This is a genomic window from Flavobacterium sp. LHD-85 (assembly GCF_030929595.1).
Taxonomy (GTDB): Bacteria; Bacteroidota; Bacteroidia; order Flavobacteriales; family Flavobacteriaceae; genus Flavobacterium.
Window position 1 is genome coordinate 313,961 of sequence record NZ_JAVFVR010000004.1, and the last position, 17,468, is coordinate 331,428.

Consider the following 17,468-nt stretch of genomic DNA (forward strand, 5'->3'; position numbering starts at 1 on the left):
TAATTGGTAATCAGCCGTTTAATTTATTCGACAAAATTATTACTTACTAACCAAACCACAATTTGACATGCTGAAAAATTACTTAAAACTATCCGTAGTAGTGGCAGCAATCTGCCTTATTACGCCGGTAAACAAGATTTTTGCCCAAAATCCGATTGTAAAAATTGATTTTGATCAATCAGGAAGACCTAAAGCAGAAGTAAACGACCCCGATTATACCGCTTGGGTAATCGCTTCTGGCAACACCAGCACTTATACCGAAAATGGAGTTACCTTTACCATTACTCGTGTTGGAAACAATGGAGATAACCTGGGAACCAATTGGTACAAAGCAGGAATTCAGGCTCCTTATTATGCGCGATTAGTCTGCGACGGACTTACCGTAAAAGGCACAACTGCAAATCTTGGTGCGCAAATCGAACTTAAAATAAGCGGTTTAGCAACAGGTGAACATACCGTATTAGCTTTTTTTAATAATGTCGATAGTCCAACAACCAATACCTTTAGTCCAATCGACATTTCTGTCAACGGAAATCTTGTAGTAGACAATTTGATTCCTTCCGTACGAGCAACCAAAACCGCAGATGCCAAATCAGCTTATTTAAAATTTCAAGCTACAGCAGGAACTGATGTTGTCATTTTAATGGCAGCCAAAACTTCAGGAACAGAAAATATCAAAAATTTCATTTTTAATGGTTTTGAATTAAACACCCCTAATATTTTTTATCAGGCTACAAATCCAAGTCCAAAACAAAATGACGAACATGTTGAATTAACCTCTGGTGGAAAATTACTGCAATGGGCAGCCGCAGCAAATGCTGTTTCTCATAATATCTATTTTGGAACAGACCAAACAGCTGTTGACAATGCGACAACATCTTCTCCAGAATTTAAAGGAAATCAAGCTTTAGCCAGCAATTCTTATCAAGTAAACGGATTGTATACTGGTGCAACCTATTACTGGCGTATTGATGAAGTTTTAGCAAACGGGGTTGAAAAAGGAAATGTTTGGCGTTTTCGTCCTGCACAACTTGCTTTTCCTGAAGCTGAAGGATATGGCCGTTTTGCACGTGGAGGGCGCGGAGGAAAAGTAGTTGCCGTTACCAATCTAAACGACAGTGGCCCGGGAAGTTTCCGTGAAGCCGTTACAAATGATATAGGCCCGAGAACCATTGTTTTTAATACTTCTGGAGTGATTCAATTGCAATCTCGTCTGGTTTTAAGCCAGCCTTATGTAACTGTTGCTGGACAAACAGCTCCTGGAAAAGGAATCTGCATTCGTTCTGCTCCTTTTGGCGTAACAGGAAATGATGCCGTTGTACAAAATCTAAGAGTTAGAGTTGGCGCTGGACCTACTTATGACGGAATGGGACTTACAGGTGCTGACAATAGCATTATTGACCACTGTTCTATCAGCTGGACTATTGACGAATCTTTCAGTTCAAGATCTGGAAAAAATATAACACTTCAGAGAACTCTTATTTCTGAAGCTCTAAACGCCGCAAACCATCAAAATTACCCAGCAGGAACAGAACACGGTTATGCTGCCACAATTGGCGGTGATATTGGAAGTTTCCACCATAATCTATTAGCACATTGTTATGGCCGCAACTGGAGTCTAGGCGGTGGATTGGACGGAAGTGGCGCTTATACAGGACGAATGGACATTACCAATAATGTCGTTTACAACTGGGGAGGAAGAACAACTGACGGAGGAACAAAAGAAGTTAACTTCGTAAACAACTATTATAAACCGGGAGCTGGATCAAAAATATTTGTTGCTTTTAATCAGCAAAATGAAGGTGTCGGAACTGGAATGCAGCGATGCTATTTTAACGGAAATGTAATGCCCGGCTATTTCGATGAAAATAATCAGACACTAGGCAGAAAAGCTTCTGGGAACACGGTTCCTTATGACAACTTTGTAAACACACCATTTTTCCCTTCTTATGTAACAACTCAGTCTGCAAAAAATGCTTATAAAATTGTTCTTTCTGATGTTGGATGCACACAGCCTGAATTTGATGATCATGACCAGCGAATCATTTCAGAGACATTAAACGGAACCTATTCTGCAGTTGGAAGTGTAACAGGAAAACCTGGATTCCCTGATAACGAAGCCGATGTAGGAGGTTTTGAAAGTTATCCAGCCGTAGTAAGACATCAAAATTGGGATACCGATCAAGATGGACTGCCAAACTGGTGGGAAAATATCATTGGAACAAATGTAAACTCTGCAATTGGAGATTTCTCAGATGCCAATGCTGATCCAGATTTAGATGGCTACACCAATCTGGATAAATATCTACAATGGATGTCTGAACCTCATTATGACGCTGTTTTAGGAAACAAAACCTACATTGACATTCAGAAATTATCACGAGGTTTTACAAACGGAGTATCGTATTCGTTATCCCAAGTTGTAAACGGAAATGCAACGCTGTCTGGAAATACGGTAGAATTTAAGCCAAATGCAAAAGGTTTATGCTCTTTTAAATTTACAGTTACAGATGCTGAAGGAGGAACAATGACTCGAAAAGTAAATATACTTAGCGGTTATACAACTTCGCCAATAAACGAAACTATTAAGGAACTAATTGACAACTTCAAAGTATGGCCAGTGCCAAACACAGGAAATTTTTCCATTTTACTTGATGTTGATGTAGAGCAAGCCGAACTTAGAATTTACAATATTTTTGGTCGAGAAGTTCAAAAACGTACAATAAGCGGACAAACACAAGAAAATATCTCCATAACTGAAAAAGGTATTTATATTTTAAAAGTGACAGATCCTGACACAAAAAAAATATTATACCTCAAAAAAGTTATCATTCAATAAAACAAAAAAAAGGTCTTTTCTGTGATTGAAAAGACCTTTTCATTTTCTTAAACTTTAAGCTATTTATTTCTTTCTGCAAAAAAATAAGTATAAATCCATGTTAAGGTAAACGAAGGAATAACATCTGTAAAAGGAATAATCTCTTCCAGAAATGTCAAAACCCCAGCAACTTTCCCTACTCTTCCTTTATACATTCTTGCCATAATTATTGCAGCTATCGGCGCCCAGACCACATCCGAAAACTCTCCCAGAAACGGAATCGAGAAAGAAATCATGCCAATTCCGTCCAAAACCAATCCAATAAGCAGTTTTGACATTCTATCATCTTCTGCAGCTTCTAAATCTTGCATAACACATTCACTTTTAAGTTAATCGAAATTAAAGATAATTCATGAAATTATATTATTTCATTACTAAATTTAATTTCCAACATTCCCATATCAATTTATGTACCGATTTTTTCTAGATTTTCTAAAATCCCTTTTTTCTCTTTTGGAATTTGGGATTTTATAAATTGGAATTTGATTTTGACCATAATCTTCGTTTCTTTGTAAAAACAGTTTCTGTACATGATACACGCAAAAAACATACATAAATTCTACGACAAACTTGAAGTTTTAAAAGGAGTCGATCTACATATTAAAAAAGGTGAAATTGTTTCTATAGTAGGCGCTTCAGGCGCTGGTAAAACAACATTATTACAAATTTTAGGAACTTTAGATAAACCGGACCATAATCCAGATTCATCTTTGACCATTAACGGCAAAAATGTTTTGGAGTTGCAAAACATCAAAAACGAAAGCTCTAATCAGGAAAAAGCATTCAAAATCATTACTTGGTTAGGAGCCCTTTATTTCATTTTGCTGGCTGTCTTTGTGCTGTTTTTTAAAAGTAAAATAGAAAACGATATTTTCGGCTACGGTACATGGGCAGTAATACTCACTCCAACTCTTTTATTACTGTTTTACTACAACCGTTACTTTAAAAAGAAAAGCAGACAAGACAAAGTTTTATCCGACTTTAGAAACTTAAATCTAGGATTCATTTTTCAATTTCATCAGCTTTTACCTGAGTTTACTGCCTTAGAAAACGTTTGTATTCCAGCTCATATTGCAGGCAAAAAAACAGCAGAAACAGAAGAAGAAGCAAAAAAGCTTCTTTCTTATCTAGGACTTTCGCATAGAATCAATCATAAACCTAGCGAGCTTTCGGGCGGAGAACAACAGCGTGTTGCCGTCGCAAGAGCTTTAATCAATAAACCAGATGTCATTTTTGCCGATGAACCTTCTGGAAACTTAGACACACATTCTGCCGAAAATCTGCATCAATTATTTTTTCAGCTTCGAGACGAATTTGGGCAGACTTTTGTTATTGTAACTCATAACGAAGAATTAGCAAACATGGCTGATAGAAAATTAGTTATGGTTGACGGTCAGATTAGTAATTAAGCATTCGCTTCAAAATGAACCAAAAAGAACTCAAAGAATTTCTAGACGAAAAAGTCATTCAATATAACAATCAGGATTTTATAGAAAGCGATCCTGTTCAGATTCCGCATCTCTTTACCCAAAAAGAAGATATCGAAATCGCAGGTTTTCTGAGTGCGTCTATTGCTTGGGGAAACCGCAAAATGATTATAAAAAATTCGCATAAAATGATGGAATTAATGGGCAACACACCTTACGATTTCGTTATGTCACATTCTGACGAAGACTTGGCAAGACTTGAAACTTTTGTACACAGAACTTTCAACGGACATGATTTTGCAGGCTTTATAAAAGGCTTAAAACACATCTACCAAAACCACAACGGACTAGAATCTGTTTTTGCTAAAAATCAGGAAAAAGACAGTTTGCAGAAAAGTATCAGCGAATTCAAAAAAGTATTCTTCGAAACAGATCATTTAGCTCGAACTCAGAAACACATTTCAGATCCGTTAAATAATTCAGCTGCGAAGAGAATCAACATGTACCTGCGCTGGATGGTACGCCAAGACGCTAAAGGAGTCGATTTAGGAATTTGGAAAAGCATTTCACCATCTGTTTTATCTTGTCCTCTTGACGTTCATTCAGGAAATGTTGCCCGCAAACTTGGCATTCTTTCGCGAAAGCAGAATGATGCAAAAGCTTTATTGGAATTAGATACCAAATTAAGAGAAATGGATGCAAAAGATCCTGTAAAATATGATTTTGCTTTGTTTGGATTAGGAGTTTTTGAAGGGTTTTAATTTTTTTAAAATCTAAAAATATACACCTGTCAGGCTGAGCGAAGTCGAAGCCCAAGTTCCAATCGTTACGCTCTTCGACTTCGCTCAGAGTGACATTCAAAGTGGTAATGCGACATCAAAAATTACAAATTCAACAAAAAACCATGAATTTAACGTACATTTGCACAAAATTTAAAGCAAATGAGCACTTTCGAAAAATTTAATCTTCCAAAATCATTACAAAAAGCAGTTGACGAATTAGGATTTGTTACGCCTACTCCTATTCAGGAAAAATCTTTTTCTGTAATCATGTCTGGACGTGATATGATGGGAATTGCGCAAACCGGAACCGGTAAAACATTTGCTTATTTATTGCCTCTTTTAAAGCTGTACAAATTTACACATACCAATACTCCAAAGATTGTAATTCTAGTTCCAACCCGCGAATTAGTAGTTCAAGTGGTTGAAGAAGTAGAAAAACTGACTACACACATGTCGGTTAAAACCCTTGGAATTTATGGAGGTGTAAACATCAATACACAGAAAAAAGCCGTTTACGAAGGTGTTGATATTTTAGTTGGAACTCCTGGACGTACAATGGATTTGGCTCTTGATGCTGTAGTTCGTTTTGATGAAACGCAAAAACTGGTTATTGACGAGTTTGACGAAATGCTGAATTTAGGTTTCAGACCACAGCTGACTTCGCTTTTTGCGATGATGAAAACCAAGCGTCAAAACATTTTGTTCTCGGCAACGATGACAGATGAAGTGGATGATCTTTTAAATGATTATTTTGATTTTCCTGAAGAAGTTACTTTGGCACCATCAGGAACTCCTCTTGAAAAAATTACGCAGATTACCTATAATGTCCCGAATTTCAATACAAAAGTAAATTTACTGAAACATTTATTGGAAACCGATGAAAGCATGAGTCGTATTCTGGTTTTCGTGAACAACAAAAAGATTTCAGATATGCTTTTCAATCGCATTGATGAGCTTTTTGACGGACAATTTGGGGTTATTCACTCCAACAAATCTCAAAATTACCGTTTGAATACAATGGCCGAATTTCAAGAAGGAAATCTTCGCGGTTTAATTACAACAGACGTTATGGCAAGAGGTTTGGATATTTCTAACATTACACACGTAATAAACTTTGAACTTCCAGAAGAACCTGAGCTTTACATGCACAGAATTGGTCGTACAGGTCGTGCAGATGCAACGGGAACAGCAATTAGTTTTGTTACTCCAAGAGAAGAAGAATTCAAAATTGCAACAGAACTTTTAATGGATCAGGAACTTGATATTGCTGATTTCCCTGAAGAAGTTGAAATCTCAGAAAAACTAATCGAAGCTGAAAAAGACAAATTGCCAAGAAAGTTTTTAATGAAAAAAGTAAAACTAGAAGGTGATGGAGCTTTTCATGAAAAATCTAAAAAGAACAAAAAAGTTAATCTTGGTGGTCCTTCAAAAACCAAAAAGAAAACTCATGGTTCTGTCAACAGAAATATGTTGAAGACAAGAAACGAGAAGAAAAAGAAAAAATAAGTTTTTTTTAGATGCTAAGCTTCTAAGTTGCTAAGCTTCTAAGTTTTTATAAAACACTAAAAAAGGGTAAAGATTCTTTGAATCTTTACCCTTTTTTAAGCTTAGAAGCTTAGCATCTCAGAACCTTAGAATCTTTTTTTACTAAATTTTGGTAAAAACTAGTCCCACTGGCGAACACATTTGTATTCTTCTACCAGTATCTACAATCTTTCCTGTTGCGTTATCTCTTTTAAAAATAACGATATCATTAGTATATTGATGTCCTACTAAAAGGTAATTTCCTGTTGGATCAATAGCAAAATCACGCGGCCCTTTTCCTAAAGTGCTTTGCTGTTCTACCAATTCCAAAGCTCCTGTTTTAAGAATTTTGTAAACTGAAATAGCATTGGCATCTACTCGATCAGTAACATATAAAAAGTTTCCGTCTGGCGAAAGTTTGATTGCTGCTGCTCCTGTTCCTCCCTTAAAATCTTTTGGAAGAATGCTTGTTTCAGCAACTACTTTTAAACTTCCTGTTTTATCCCAACTAAGTGTTGTTAAAGTTCCATCCAATTCCTGAACCAAATACACAAATTTTCCGTCTTTACTGAAAGTTAAATGTCTTGGCCCGCTTCCAGGTTTTACATCAACACTTCCTTTTAAAGTCAGAATTTCATTTTTTGAAGTTGGGTTATATTTATAGATAAACACTTTATCTAAGCCTAAATCATTTGACAATACAAACTTTTTGTCTGGAGAAAACATAACCATATGCACATGCGCTTTTTCCTGACGCGCTACATTTGGCCCTTTTCCTTCATGCTGAATAAGCTGTTGTTTTTCTGTAATACTGCCATCTGGATTTTTCTTAAAAACAACGATACTTCCACCAGAATAATTGGCAGCAATTACATTTTTATCATCATTAATTAAATGGCAAGGATCTGCTCCTAAAGCATCATTTTTATTTATAAGGCTGATCTTGCCCGTTTGCGAATCATATGAAAAAGAACTTACTGTACTTTGGGTGCCATTTTCATTTACAGCATAAATAAATTTATTATCTGCAGAAACCGACAAATAACTCGGACTGACAACACTCTCTGAAGAACTCTTTAATTTATAATCGCCTGTAGAAGCATCAAATTCATATACATAAATACCGTTGCTTTGGCAAGTATTGGTATAAGTTCCTACCAGTAAATTGAATTTGTTTTGAGCTTTAACCGCGGTTAATGATAAAGCTGAAAATAATACTAGGTATATTTTTTTCATAGTCTATTTTTGTTTTTTGAATTAGCTAAAATAAGTAATAATATCTGTTTGAAGGAGCTTCTAAGTTACAAAGAAATTACAAAAGTTACATTTTTTGATATTTTTCCACTACCTGATTGTCCATTAATACATTTTCAATTTATAATTTACAATTCATAATTCTCCTACTTATATGGTTTAATAATTTTAATTTGTATTTTTGACCTGCATCTTCGCGAAAAACAAAACGTAGTGAAGTAAATCGAAGCCAGAATGCATTTTAAACATCCCGAAATTCTATACTTTCTGTTTTTATTGATCGTTCCAATTTTGGTTCACTTATTTCAATTAAGACGATTTAAAACTTCCTATTTCACCAACGTTCGATTCTTAAAAGAACTTGCAATTCAGACTCGTAAGAGTTCCAAAATCAAAAAACGCCTATTATTAGCGACACGTTTATTATTGCTTACCTGTGCCATTATCGCATTTGCCCAACCTTTTTTTGAAGCTGCCGACAGTAAGAACGCGTCAAATGAGATGTATATTGTATTGGACAATTCTTTCAGCATGCAGGCAAAAGGTAAAAAGGGAGAATTATTAAAAAGAGCCGTTCAGGAATTGCTTGAAAACACTCCAGAAAACACACAATTTTCGCTTTTAACCAACACCGAAAATTTCTGGAATACCGATATTAAATCATCTAAAAGTGCTTTACAAAACTTAAAATACAGTGCTTCTCCTTTTGACCTTTCAGCAATTGCAGCTAAAATAAAAGCGCACAAATCGGCTCATAAAAAAGATATTGTGATTATTACAGATGCCGTTGGTTTAAAAGAAGCTGCTATTGCAACTATAGATTTTGACGAAAAACCATACTTCATCGTTCCAGAAGCAGAACAGAAAAACAATGTTTCAATTGACAGCGTTTACATTAATCAGACTTTAGAAAACTTTTATGAAATCGGAATTAATCTATCGGCCTATGGCGAAGATTTTAAACCGGTTTCTACAGCGCTTTACAATCAAAACAAATTGATTGCTAAGACCATTGTCAATTTTGACACCAAGAAAAAGAAAATCAATTTCACTATTCCTAAAGAAGCTTTCCATGGATATGTGGCAATTGAAGACAACGGTTTAACTTATGATAATAAACTGTTTTTCAGCATTTCAAAAAACAAAAAAACAAACGTTATCAGCATTGGTGAACCTGAAAAAAGTAATTTCTTGTCTCGAATTTATACCTCTGCAGAATTCAATTACAACAATTATCCAATCAGCGCTTTAGATTATAATAGTTTAGAAAAACAAAACACTATTATTTTAAATGAATTGGTTGATATTCCGCAAGCATTGCAAACCACTTTGAAAGCTTTTGTTTCTAAAGGAGGAAATTTGGTCGTGATTCCGTCTGAGAAAACATCTCTTTCGAGCTTAAATGCATTATTGGGGAATTTTGGAAAAATCCAATTCGGAAATTTAGAAACCAACGCTAAACTAATCACTAAAATTAATTTTGATCATCCTTTATTTTCAGGCGTTTTCGAAAACAAAATCACGAATTTCCAATATCCGAAAGTAAACAGTTCGTTTGCCGTTTCGAGTTCGTATCCAGCCGTTCTTTCGTTTGAAGATCAGACTGCATTTGTAACTGCTGTTCAGAATCAGGTTTCTGGAATAACTGTCTTTACTGCTCCAATTAATAGCGCGAACTCTAATTTTCAGCAATCTCCTTTAATTGTTCCATTATTTTATAAAATTGCTCAAAACAACCAGAAAACTGGTGTAAATGCTTTGATAATGGGAAACAATCAGCCTTATTTTGTTGATGTTTTATTGACGAAAGACGCCATTTTGGAAGTAAAAGGAACAGACGATTCATTTATTCCGATTCAGCAGATTTTGAACAATAAAGTCAAATTAACGTTTAATGATTTTCCTGAAACAGCTGGAAATTATAGTGTTTTTGACAAAAAAGAATGGATAGAAAACATCAGCTTTAATTACAAAAGAACCGAAAGCGATTTGAGCCAGGTAAACACCAATGTGGTTTCTGATTTTAAAACTGCCGATACCATTTCAACTATTTTTAACACACTACAAACAGAACGAACAGACAGCCAAATTTGGAAATGGTTTGTTATCTTTGCACTGTTATTTTTAGCATTAGAAATGGCAATTATAAAATTTGTGAAATAGAATTCGCGTTTGTTTTAAAGGCATTTTACTTTTTACAAAAATCATTTTACGACAAAAAAATATCTACATATGAAAATAATCATCAAAAGCGCCAAAATTATCGACTCAAAAAGTCCGTTTCACAATCAGACCGTTGATCTTTTAATTGCAGATGGTTTAATAGAAAAAATAGGCGTTTCGCTTCCAAACGACGATGCAGAAGTCGTACGATTTGATGGTCTTCATGTTTCTCAAGGCTGGTTTGACAGTAGTGTTTCTCTTGGAGAGCCAGGTTATGAAGACAGAGAAACCATAGCAAACGGATTGAATGTGGCAGCAAAAAGTGGCTTTACAGCCATCGCATTACAGCCAAATTCGTTACCAATTATTGACAATCAATCTCAGGTTAATTTTGTAAAAAATAAAGCAAATAGTTCTGCAACAGAGATTTTTCCAATCGGTGCTTTAACTAAAGCTAGTGAAGGGAAAGACATGGCAGAGCTTTTTGACATGAAAAATGCTGGTGCAATCGCTTTTGGAGATTACAACAAAAGCATCGATAATGCTAACATCCTGAAAATTGCTTTGCAATATGTACAAGACTTCGACGGATTGGTAATTGCATATTCGCAAGACCCAAACATTAAAGGAAATGGTGTTGCAAACGAAGGAATTGTTTCTACCAGATTAGGATTAAAAGGAATTCCGAATCTAGCCGAAGAACTTCAGATTTCAAGAAACCTATTTTTGTTAGAATATACTGGTGGAAAACTTCATATTCCAACAATTTCTACTGCAAAATCGGTTGAATTGATTAGAGAAGCTAAAGCAAAAGGTTTAAAAGTTACTGCAAGTGCTTCTGTCCATCATTTGGTTTTAACGGATGAAAAACTGGACGGTTTTGATACTCGTTTTAAAGTGACGCCACCGTTAAGAACAGAAGTTGACAGACAAGCTTTACTTAACGGAATTGCTGACGGAACTATCGACATGATTACTTCTGACCACAACCCTATTGATATTGAATTCAAAAAAATGGAATTTGATACGGCCAAAAACGGAACTATTGGTTTAGAAAGTGCTTTCGGAGCTTTGTTAACGGTTTTACCTGCAGAAACGATTGTAGCAAAATTAACAGCTGCAAGAACTGTTTTTGGTCTTGAAAACTACACAATCGAGGAAGGTACAAAAGCTAATCTAACTTTGTTTACAACAGAAGGAAAATCAATTTTTACAAAAGAAAATATTCTTTCAAAATCTAAAAATTCTGCTTTCTTAGGGACCGAGCTTAAAGGTTCTGTTTACGGAATTTTAAATCAAAATCAATTAGTTACAAAATAATAAAATGAATAATTCAATCGAAGAAGGAAAACCAATTGCCATTACCAGTTATATTCTTATCATTGGTGTTTTAATCGCCATGAGTATGAATTCAGAGAACAAAAACAGTTTTGCTTCTTTTCATATCCGTCAATCTTTAGGACTATCCTTAACCTTTATTTCTTTAGGAGCAATCATCAGTAATTTTGATAGTTTTTTAATTACTTTCCCAATGTGGATCTGTATTTCAATTCTATGGACTTTTGGTATTTTTAATGCTATCCAAGGACAAATGAGGCCAATTCCTTTAGTTGGAAATTTATTTCAAAAATGGTTCCGTAAAATTGGATAAATTTTTAAAATCCCAATTTTTAAGTACCAAATTCCAAACTAAAAAACGTCAAAACTTTGTCAAAGTTAAGAACTGAAAACCGCGACTGAGACTGAGACTAAAAATTTACAATTCACAACTTACAATTCATAATTAAAAAATGAATCTATCTTTAGAATATAAAATAAGAGAACCTAAAGTAATTTTAGATAAAAATCCGTTATTGCTTTTATTGCACGGATACGGCAGTAACGAAGCCGATTTATTCTCTTTTGCTTCTGAACTTCCAGATAATTATTACATCATTTCTGCGAGAGCTCCTTACGATTTGCAATATGGCGCTTACGCTTGGTACGCCATTAACTTTGATGCTGATCAGAATAAATTTTCAGACAACGAACAAGCTAGAACTTCTAGAGATATAATTGCAACGTTTATTGATGAATTAGTAGCAAATTATCCAATTGATGCTAACAACGTTACATTAATCGGATTTAGCCAAGGATCTATTTTAAGTTATGCAACAGCACTTTCTTATCCTGAAAAAATTCAGCGAGTGGTTGCCATGAGCGGTTATTTTAATGAAGAAATCATCAAAGAAGGTTTTAAAAACAATGATTTCAAAAACTTAAAATTTTTCGCTTCACACGGAACTGTAGATCAAGTTATCCCAATTGAATGGGCAAGAAAAACACCAGCTGCTTTAGAAAAACTAAATATTCCGCTTACTTATAAGGAATATCCTGTTGGGCATGGAGTTGCTCCTCAGAATTTCTTTGATTTTAAGAATTGGTTAGCTTTATAATTCTTTAAAAAGAAAGAAAAAACCTATTTTTTTTAATCTTTTGCAAAATATATATTGTATTTTAGTCTTAACAAACTAAACCTAGTTTACTAACAGAGATTAAAAATAATTAAATACCCAAAAGTTTCTTCAAAAGGAAACTTTTGGGTATTTTTGTAATAGTAAAAGAATGGAAAAAAATTTTGATGTAATCTTTCTGCAAGAAGTCTTTGACTTTTTAAAAGAAATAAAACCAAAACATTCAGAAAAAATACTTTATAACATTCGAAAATCGCAAACAAAAAATGACCCTGAACTTTTTAAAAAGTTAAACAATGACATTTGGGAGTTTCGAACTTTATATCAAGGAAATCATTATCGCTTATTAGCGTTTTGGGACAAAACCAATGTCCAAAACACTCTAGTAATTTCTACGCACGGCTTTATAAAAAAGCAACGCAAAGTACCTGAGAAAGAAATATCAAAAGCGCAAGAACTGAGATTCGAATATTTTAAAGATAAAGATTCAATTTAAAAACATGAAAACATATACTTTAAATCAAGTAACAGATGAGATCATTGGCAAAACTGGAACTCCTGCAAGAGATCAATTTGAACATGATTTACAAATGGATTTAATTGGAAATGCCATTAAACAAACTCGTAAAGAGCGTAATTTAACCCAAGAAGAATTAGGAAAACTTATTGGCGTTCAAAAAGCACAGATATCTAAACTTGAAAAAAATGCCGGAAATGTAACATTGGAAACAGTAATAAAAGTTTTTACAGCACTAAAAGCTACAGTCAAATTTCAAATAGAACTAAAAGACTTAACGATCGGTTTAGATAAATAAATTTCACTCTTTTATAACTACAATACTTTATAAATGAACTCAACAAAACTTAATAATCCTGCATTAATTTTAATTGATATTCAGAAAGGTTTTCATGATGTTGCCTACTGGGGTGGAGACCGCAATAATGTTACGGCAGAAGAAAAAGCTGGAGAACTTTTGAAAATTTGGAGAAGTAAAAATCTGCCTATTTTTCATGTACAGCATTGCTCTTCAAATCCGAATTCGATTCTAAACGAAACAAATCCAGGAAATGAATTTCAAGATGTTGTGAAACCTCTCGAAGGCGAAACAATAATCAAAAAGAATGTCAATAGTGCTTTTATTGGAACCAATTTAAAAGAGCTTCTTGATACTGCCAAAATCACTCATCTGGTAATTGTTGGTTTAACTACAGATCACTGTGTTTCTACCACAACAAGAATGGCTGGAAATTTTGGCTATACAGTTTATCTAGTTTCAGATGCAACAGCAACTTTCAATAAAAAAGGTTTAAACGGAGAAGATTTCTCTGCTGAATTAATACATCAGACTGCTTTAGCAAGTTTAAATGAAGAATTTGCCCAGGTAGTAGATTCTGAGTTTATTAAAGAGATTATTTAGTATTCAGTCGCAGTCGCAGTTTTCAGTTTTGAATAGCAAAAAAAATGACAAAGTTCTAAGTGAAAACTGAGACTGTGACTGTAAACTTTATTCTCCCGTATAAAGAATCTTCCCTGCTTTTTTCAGAACATATCCTTTCCAAGGAATTAATTGCCAATCGCCGTTAACCCAAGAATCTCCTTCAGATTTTCTTTCTAAAATGATGGATTCTTTTTGAGTATCTAAGAAAAGCTCTGCTTTGTTTCCGTCAAAGATTACATAGGAAACCGTAGAATACGTTTTTCCATCTTCAGCATGGTTTAATCTTGTGCTGTTTTCAAAAACTCGAATACATTCTTTTTTCAAAACTGACCAAGTGTATCCTGCTGAACCTTTACAGCCATGAGAATCTGAATCTCCTCCAACTACAGCTTCCTTTTTAGGTTCCTTCGGAGCTGTACTTGTACTTTCTTGAGAAACTTTTTTTCCGCAAGAAATTGCACTTGCCATAATCAAAAACAAAAACATCTTTTTCATAATCCTAAATTTATTTAAAGGTCAAAAAAAATAGGATTATAAAATCCTATTTTTGATATAACCAAGTTTGATTTACTTCAAAGGTAATATTATCATCGTTATCAACAAAGTATTTTAACAAGACTTCTCCCCATAATTCACCATTGCTATAATCTGCAATGATCCAACGGTGGTTTAAGATTTTTACTTTATTGATGATAAATTTGTTTGGACCAATCTGATCTTGTCCTGTATAAGGGTTCCCTTTTGGATTTGAATTGAAATCTAATAGTTTTTCAGTTACAACCGGAATTAGTTTTTCATACAAAATTACTTTTCCTCCAGAAGCACTGTTATCAAAGTAATTTTGTGCATTTTCATTGTGTTCTAAAGAAAAATAGTCCGCTTCTGCCAATTTATTTTTCATAAGGCTAATGCTGTCTCTTAATTTCTTAGTTGTTTTATCATATCGTGCTTGTCCAAATTTTACTTCTCCGCTGTAAAATGCATAGGTAAACACATTCATTAAAATCGCAAGAATAAAAAGATAAAGCATTAAAGATTTTTTCATTGTGTGGTATAATTAAATTGTAATTTCTAAATTATCGTATGCCAAGAAAACATTTTCAGGAAGCTGTTGCTGCACTTCTTCATGAAAACCTAAAACATGGCTGATGTGAGTTAAATAAGCTCTTTCAGGCTTAACGAGATTAATAAAATCAAGTGCTTCTTGCAGATTAAAATGAGTGTCATGAGGTTCGACACGCAAAGCATTTACTACCAGAACTTTTATTCCTTTCAGTTTTTCAACTTCTTCTTGTTCGATTGTTTTCACATCTGTCAAATAGGCAAAATCATCTATTCGATATCCAAAAACCTGCAGATCACCATGCATAGCATTTATCGGAATAGCCATTTTATCACCAACAGCAAAAGGCGCATTGTTCTGCACTTCGATTGTTTTTACGCTTGGAGCTCCTGGATATTTATTTACGGTTTCAAAAACATAATCGAAACGGCGTCTTAAATTATCTAGAACACGTTTATGCCCATAAATTGGAATTTCTCCTTGTCGGAAATTAAACGGACGTATATCATCCAAACCAGCAGTATGATCAGCATGTTCGTGAGTAAAAAGAATCGCATCTAGTTTTCGGCATCCGCAAGAAAGCATTTGCTGTCTAAAATCGGGTCCACAATCTATAACATAAGAATGATCATCCCATGTTATCCAAATGGACACACGAAGCCTTTTATCCTTAGCATCAGTGCTTTTACAAACTGGATGATCGATTCCAATAATTGGAATGCCTTGAGAAGTACCTGTACCTAAAAAATAAACCTTCAATTGAACTTAATTTTTTTACAAAAATAGGATTATTTCTCTTTCATTAGACTGCTAATTTACTAACTTTGTAACAAATCTATTTAAAACAAAATGGGTACAGAAATAAAACTCAAAGGTGACAAGGTCATCGAACAGATTCCTTCTATAAAAGACAAAGCGTTACGCATTAATTTAAACGAGAATATTTACGGAACATTTGCTGAGATTGGCGCTGGACAAGAGACCGTTAGGCACTTTTTCAGATCTGGAGGCTCGTCGGGAACTATTGCAAAAGCGATGTCTGCCTATGATAAAGATTTTAGCGATGCCATTTATGGAACGGAAAGTGACGGAAGATATGTTACCGAAGAGCGATTAAAAAAAATGCTTACTCACGAAGGGCAAATCATTGAAGAGCGATTAAGCCGTGAAAAACATCCTACAAAACTTTTTTTTAGTTACGCCAACACTGTTGCCACAATAGATTTTGCCAAACAATTTAAAGGTCATGGCTGGGTTGGAATTCGATACCAAATTGAACCAGACGAAGCTTACAACGAAATTATTCTGCATATTCGTTTTAAAGAGACCGACGCAAGATTACAACAAGAGACACTGGGTATTTTAGGGGTAAACTTAATTTACGGTGCTTTTTATAAATACAACGATCCAAAACGATTACTTCGTTACTTATACGATCACTTAGATAAAGATCAATTAGAGATTGACACCATTAACTTTTCTGGACCACGTTTTGCTGATGTAGACAACCGTTTGATGAGTTTGCAATTGGTTAAAAACGGAATGACAGATGCCGTAATGTTTAACCCTGAAGGAAAGAACATTCTGCCAGCTGCTATCTTATACAAAAAGAACCTTTTAGCTTTAAGAGGAAGTTTCCGTCCAGTTACTAAGGTAAATATGGACATGTATGAGAAATCTTTAGAAATGTTTCTCAAAGAAAACAAGGTTGAAAAAAACAATACGTTGGTAATTTTTGAAATTACACTTTCGAATTTACGCTCTGATGGTGAAATTGACGAACGTGACTTTATGGACAGAGCAGAATTACTTTGTTCTCTTGGCCAAACTGTTATGATTTCGAATTTCCAAGAATATTATAAAGTTGTAGAATACTTCGCAAATTACACCAAAGCCCGTATGGGATTGGCAATGGGGGTAAATAACCTTGTGGATATTTTTGACGAGAAATACTACCGTCATTTAAGCGGTGGAATTCTAGAAGCTTTCGGAAAATTATTCTATCGCGATATGAAAGTGTTCTTATATCCAATGTTAGATGAAGATGGCTCATTAATGAACTCAAACAACTTAAAGGTTCATCCTAGAATGAAAGAATTATACAAATTCTTTAAATTCAACGGAAAAGTGGTTGATATTGAAGATTACGATCCAAATATCCTAGATGTTTTCTCTAGAGAAATTCTAAAAATGATCAATCAAGGTAAAACAGGATGGGAACCAATGCTTCCTCCTGGTATTCCAGAAATCATTAAAGAACATCATCTTTTTGGATATCATCCACAGAAAGAATTAGAACAAAATACATAATAAAAAAAAAAGTCCCTTTATTGGGACTTTTTTTTTGTTTCAGGTTTTGCTTGTTTCAGGTTTCAGGTTATTGTTGGAGCGGGTATTTTTATTACCGCAAAGTTCGCAAAGTTTTTTTTTAAAGTCCTCAAAGCTTATAGATTATACTACTTTGAGGACTTAAAAAACTTTTACA

16 protein-coding genes and 2 pseudogenes are annotated in these 17,468 nt (G+C 34.3%); 13 read left to right on the top strand and 5 right to left on the bottom strand.

Features of this window, described 5'->3' with window-relative positions:
• The first annotated feature begins 67 nt into the window (after positions 1-67).
• Positions 68-2,839: a T9SS type A sorting domain-containing protein gene (locus RB618_RS09170; protein ID WP_308068471.1), complete on the top strand. Its 2,772-nt coding sequence runs from the start codon at positions 68-70 to the stop codon at positions 2,837-2,839.
• 59 nt (positions 2,840-2,898) lie between these two features.
• Here the strand turns inward: RB618_RS09170 and RB618_RS09175 are convergent, their stop codons facing one another.
• Positions 2,899-3,189 (bottom strand): hypothetical protein, encoded by a 291-nt coding sequence (locus tag RB618_RS09175; RefSeq protein WP_308068472.1) that lies wholly within the window; start codon positions 3,187-3,189, stop codon positions 2,899-2,901.
• A 219-nt stretch (positions 3,190-3,408) separates the two neighbouring features.
• Here RB618_RS09175 and RB618_RS09180 point away from each other — a divergent pair.
• The 4 genes and pseudogenes from RB618_RS09180 to RB618_RS09195 form a co-directional block, all read left to right on the top strand.
• Positions 3,409-3,621: pseudogene (locus RB618_RS09180) on the top strand (ATP-binding cassette domain-containing protein); the annotation flags it as partial.
• Positions 3,622-3,837: 216 nt separating this feature from the next.
• Positions 3,838-4,287, top strand: a pseudogene (locus tag RB618_RS09185) (ABC transporter ATP-binding protein); the annotation flags it as partial.
• A 14-nt stretch (positions 4,288-4,301) separates the two neighbouring features.
• A complete protein-coding gene (locus RB618_RS09190; protein ID WP_308068473.1) occupies positions 4,302-5,066 on the top strand; it encodes a TIGR02757 family protein in 765 nt (254 codons plus the stop codon).
• Positions 5,067-5,246: 180 nt separating this feature from the next.
• Positions 5,247-6,593 carry a DEAD/DEAH box helicase gene (locus RB618_RS09195; protein WP_308068474.1) on the top strand — a complete coding sequence of 449 codons (1,347 nt, stop codon included), beginning with the start codon at positions 5,247-5,249 and terminating at the stop codon, positions 6,591-6,593.
• Between the two features lie 141 nt (positions 6,594-6,734).
• Here the strand turns inward: RB618_RS09195 and RB618_RS09200 are convergent, their stop codons facing one another.
• On the bottom strand, positions 6,735-7,847 hold the full coding sequence (locus RB618_RS09200) for a lactonase family protein (RefSeq protein ID WP_308068475.1): 1,113 nt from the start codon (positions 7,845-7,847) through the stop codon (positions 6,735-6,737).
• A 252-nt stretch (positions 7,848-8,099) separates the two neighbouring features.
• Here RB618_RS09200 and RB618_RS09205 point away from each other — a divergent pair, with 252 nt between their 5' ends.
• The 7 genes from RB618_RS09205 (at position 8,100) to RB618_RS09235 (ending at position 13,899) form a co-directional block, all read left to right on the top strand.
• Positions 8,100-10,028 (top strand): BatA and WFA domain-containing protein, encoded by a 1,929-nt coding sequence (locus RB618_RS09205; RefSeq protein WP_308068476.1) that lies wholly within the window; start codon positions 8,100-8,102, stop codon positions 10,026-10,028.
• Positions 10,029-10,097: 69 nt separating this feature from the next.
• A complete protein-coding gene (locus tag RB618_RS09210; protein ID WP_308068477.1) occupies positions 10,098-11,348 on the top strand; it encodes a dihydroorotase in 1,251 nt (416 codons plus the stop codon).
• Positions 11,349-11,352: 4 nt separating this feature from the next.
• Positions 11,353-11,679 carry a hypothetical protein gene (locus RB618_RS09215; RefSeq protein ID WP_308068478.1) on the top strand — a complete coding sequence of 109 codons (327 nt, stop codon included), beginning with the start codon at positions 11,353-11,355 and terminating at the stop codon, positions 11,677-11,679.
• Positions 11,680-11,818: 139 nt separating this feature from the next.
• The gene (locus tag RB618_RS09220) at positions 11,819-12,463 is read left to right on the top strand and encodes an alpha/beta fold hydrolase (protein ID WP_308068479.1); all 645 of its coding nucleotides are present in this window, start codon (positions 11,819-11,821) and stop codon (positions 12,461-12,463) included.
• A 169-nt stretch (positions 12,464-12,632) separates the two neighbouring features.
• Positions 12,633-12,977, top strand: coding sequence for a type II toxin-antitoxin system RelE/ParE family toxin (locus RB618_RS09225; protein ID WP_308068480.1), 345 nt, complete (start codon positions 12,633-12,635; stop codon positions 12,975-12,977).
• A gap of 4 nt (positions 12,978-12,981) precedes the next feature.
• Positions 12,982-13,296: a helix-turn-helix transcriptional regulator gene (locus RB618_RS09230; protein WP_308068481.1), complete on the top strand. Its 315-nt coding sequence runs from the start codon at positions 12,982-12,984 to the stop codon at positions 13,294-13,296.
• A 33-nt stretch (positions 13,297-13,329) separates the two neighbouring features.
• Entirely contained in the window at positions 13,330-13,899 is a 570-nt protein-coding gene (locus tag RB618_RS09235) for a cysteine hydrolase family protein (protein WP_308068482.1), read from the top strand.
• Positions 13,900-13,986: 87 nt separating this feature from the next.
• Here the strand turns inward: RB618_RS09235 and RB618_RS09240 are convergent, their stop codons facing one another.
• From RB618_RS09240 to RB618_RS09250, 3 genes are read right to left on the bottom strand one after another with little or no spacing between them, the layout of a single operon-like run.
• Positions 13,987-14,415 (bottom strand): hypothetical protein, encoded by a 429-nt coding sequence (locus tag RB618_RS09240; RefSeq protein WP_308068483.1) that lies wholly within the window; start codon positions 14,413-14,415, stop codon positions 13,987-13,989.
• Positions 14,416-14,461: 46 nt separating this feature from the next.
• Positions 14,462-14,965: a hypothetical protein gene (locus RB618_RS09245; protein WP_308068484.1), complete on the bottom strand. Its 504-nt coding sequence runs from the start codon at positions 14,963-14,965 to the stop codon at positions 14,462-14,464.
• Between the two features lie 12 nt (positions 14,966-14,977).
• Complete coding sequence (locus RB618_RS09250) at positions 14,978-15,742, bottom strand: MBL fold metallo-hydrolase (RefSeq protein ID WP_308068485.1); 765 nt, start codon at positions 15,740-15,742, stop codon at positions 14,978-14,980.
• Positions 15,743-15,832: 90 nt separating this feature from the next.
• On the opposite strand from RB618_RS09250, the gene RB618_RS09255 reads away from it, so the two are divergent.
• Entirely contained in the window at positions 15,833-17,293 is a 1,461-nt protein-coding gene (locus tag RB618_RS09255; RefSeq protein WP_308068486.1) for a TonB-dependent receptor, read from the top strand.
• Positions 17,294-17,468: the final 175 nt, after the last annotated feature.

What these genes read in the sequence shown, in the direction of transcription:
- RB618_RS09225 (WP_308068480.1), top strand. Translation starts at nt 12,633, where the DNA reads ATGGAAAAAAATTTTGATGTAATCTTTCTGCAAGAAGTCTTTGACTTT.
- RB618_RS09170 (WP_308068471.1), top strand. Translation starts at nt 68, where the DNA reads ATGCTGAAAAATTACTTAAAACTATCCGTAGTAGTGGCAGCAATCTGC.
- RB618_RS09230 (WP_308068481.1), top strand. Translation starts at nt 12,982, where the DNA reads ATGAAAACATATACTTTAAATCAAGTAACAGATGAGATCATTGGCAAA.
- RB618_RS09200 (WP_308068475.1), bottom strand. Translation starts at nt 7,847, where the DNA reads ATGAAAAAAATATACCTAGTATTATTTTCAGCTTTATCATTAACCGCG.
- RB618_RS09255 (WP_308068486.1), top strand. Translation starts at nt 15,833, where the DNA reads ATGGGTACAGAAATAAAACTCAAAGGTGACAAGGTCATCGAACAGATT.
- RB618_RS09235 (WP_308068482.1), top strand. Translation starts at nt 13,330, where the DNA reads ATGAACTCAACAAAACTTAATAATCCTGCATTAATTTTAATTGATATT.
- RB618_RS09190 (WP_308068473.1), top strand. Translation starts at nt 4,302, where the DNA reads ATGAACCAAAAAGAACTCAAAGAATTTCTAGACGAAAAAGTCATTCAA.
- RB618_RS09240 (WP_308068483.1), bottom strand. Translation starts at nt 14,415, where the DNA reads ATGAAAAAGATGTTTTTGTTTTTGATTATGGCAAGTGCAATTTCTTGC.
- RB618_RS09210 (WP_308068477.1), top strand. Translation starts at nt 10,098, where the DNA reads ATGAAAATAATCATCAAAAGCGCCAAAATTATCGACTCAAAAAGTCCG.
- RB618_RS09175 (WP_308068472.1), bottom strand. Translation starts at nt 3,189, where the DNA reads ATGCAAGATTTAGAAGCTGCAGAAGATGATAGAATGTCAAAACTGCTT.
- RB618_RS09215 (WP_308068478.1), top strand. Translation starts at nt 11,353, where the DNA reads ATGAATAATTCAATCGAAGAAGGAAAACCAATTGCCATTACCAGTTAT.
- RB618_RS09245 (WP_308068484.1), bottom strand. Translation starts at nt 14,965, where the DNA reads ATGAAAAAATCTTTAATGCTTTATCTTTTTATTCTTGCGATTTTAATG.
- RB618_RS09195 (WP_308068474.1), top strand. Translation starts at nt 5,247, where the DNA reads ATGAGCACTTTCGAAAAATTTAATCTTCCAAAATCATTACAAAAAGCA.
- RB618_RS09220 (WP_308068479.1), top strand. Translation starts at nt 11,819, where the DNA reads ATGAATCTATCTTTAGAATATAAAATAAGAGAACCTAAAGTAATTTTA.
- RB618_RS09205 (WP_308068476.1), top strand. Translation starts at nt 8,100, where the DNA reads ATGCATTTTAAACATCCCGAAATTCTATACTTTCTGTTTTTATTGATC.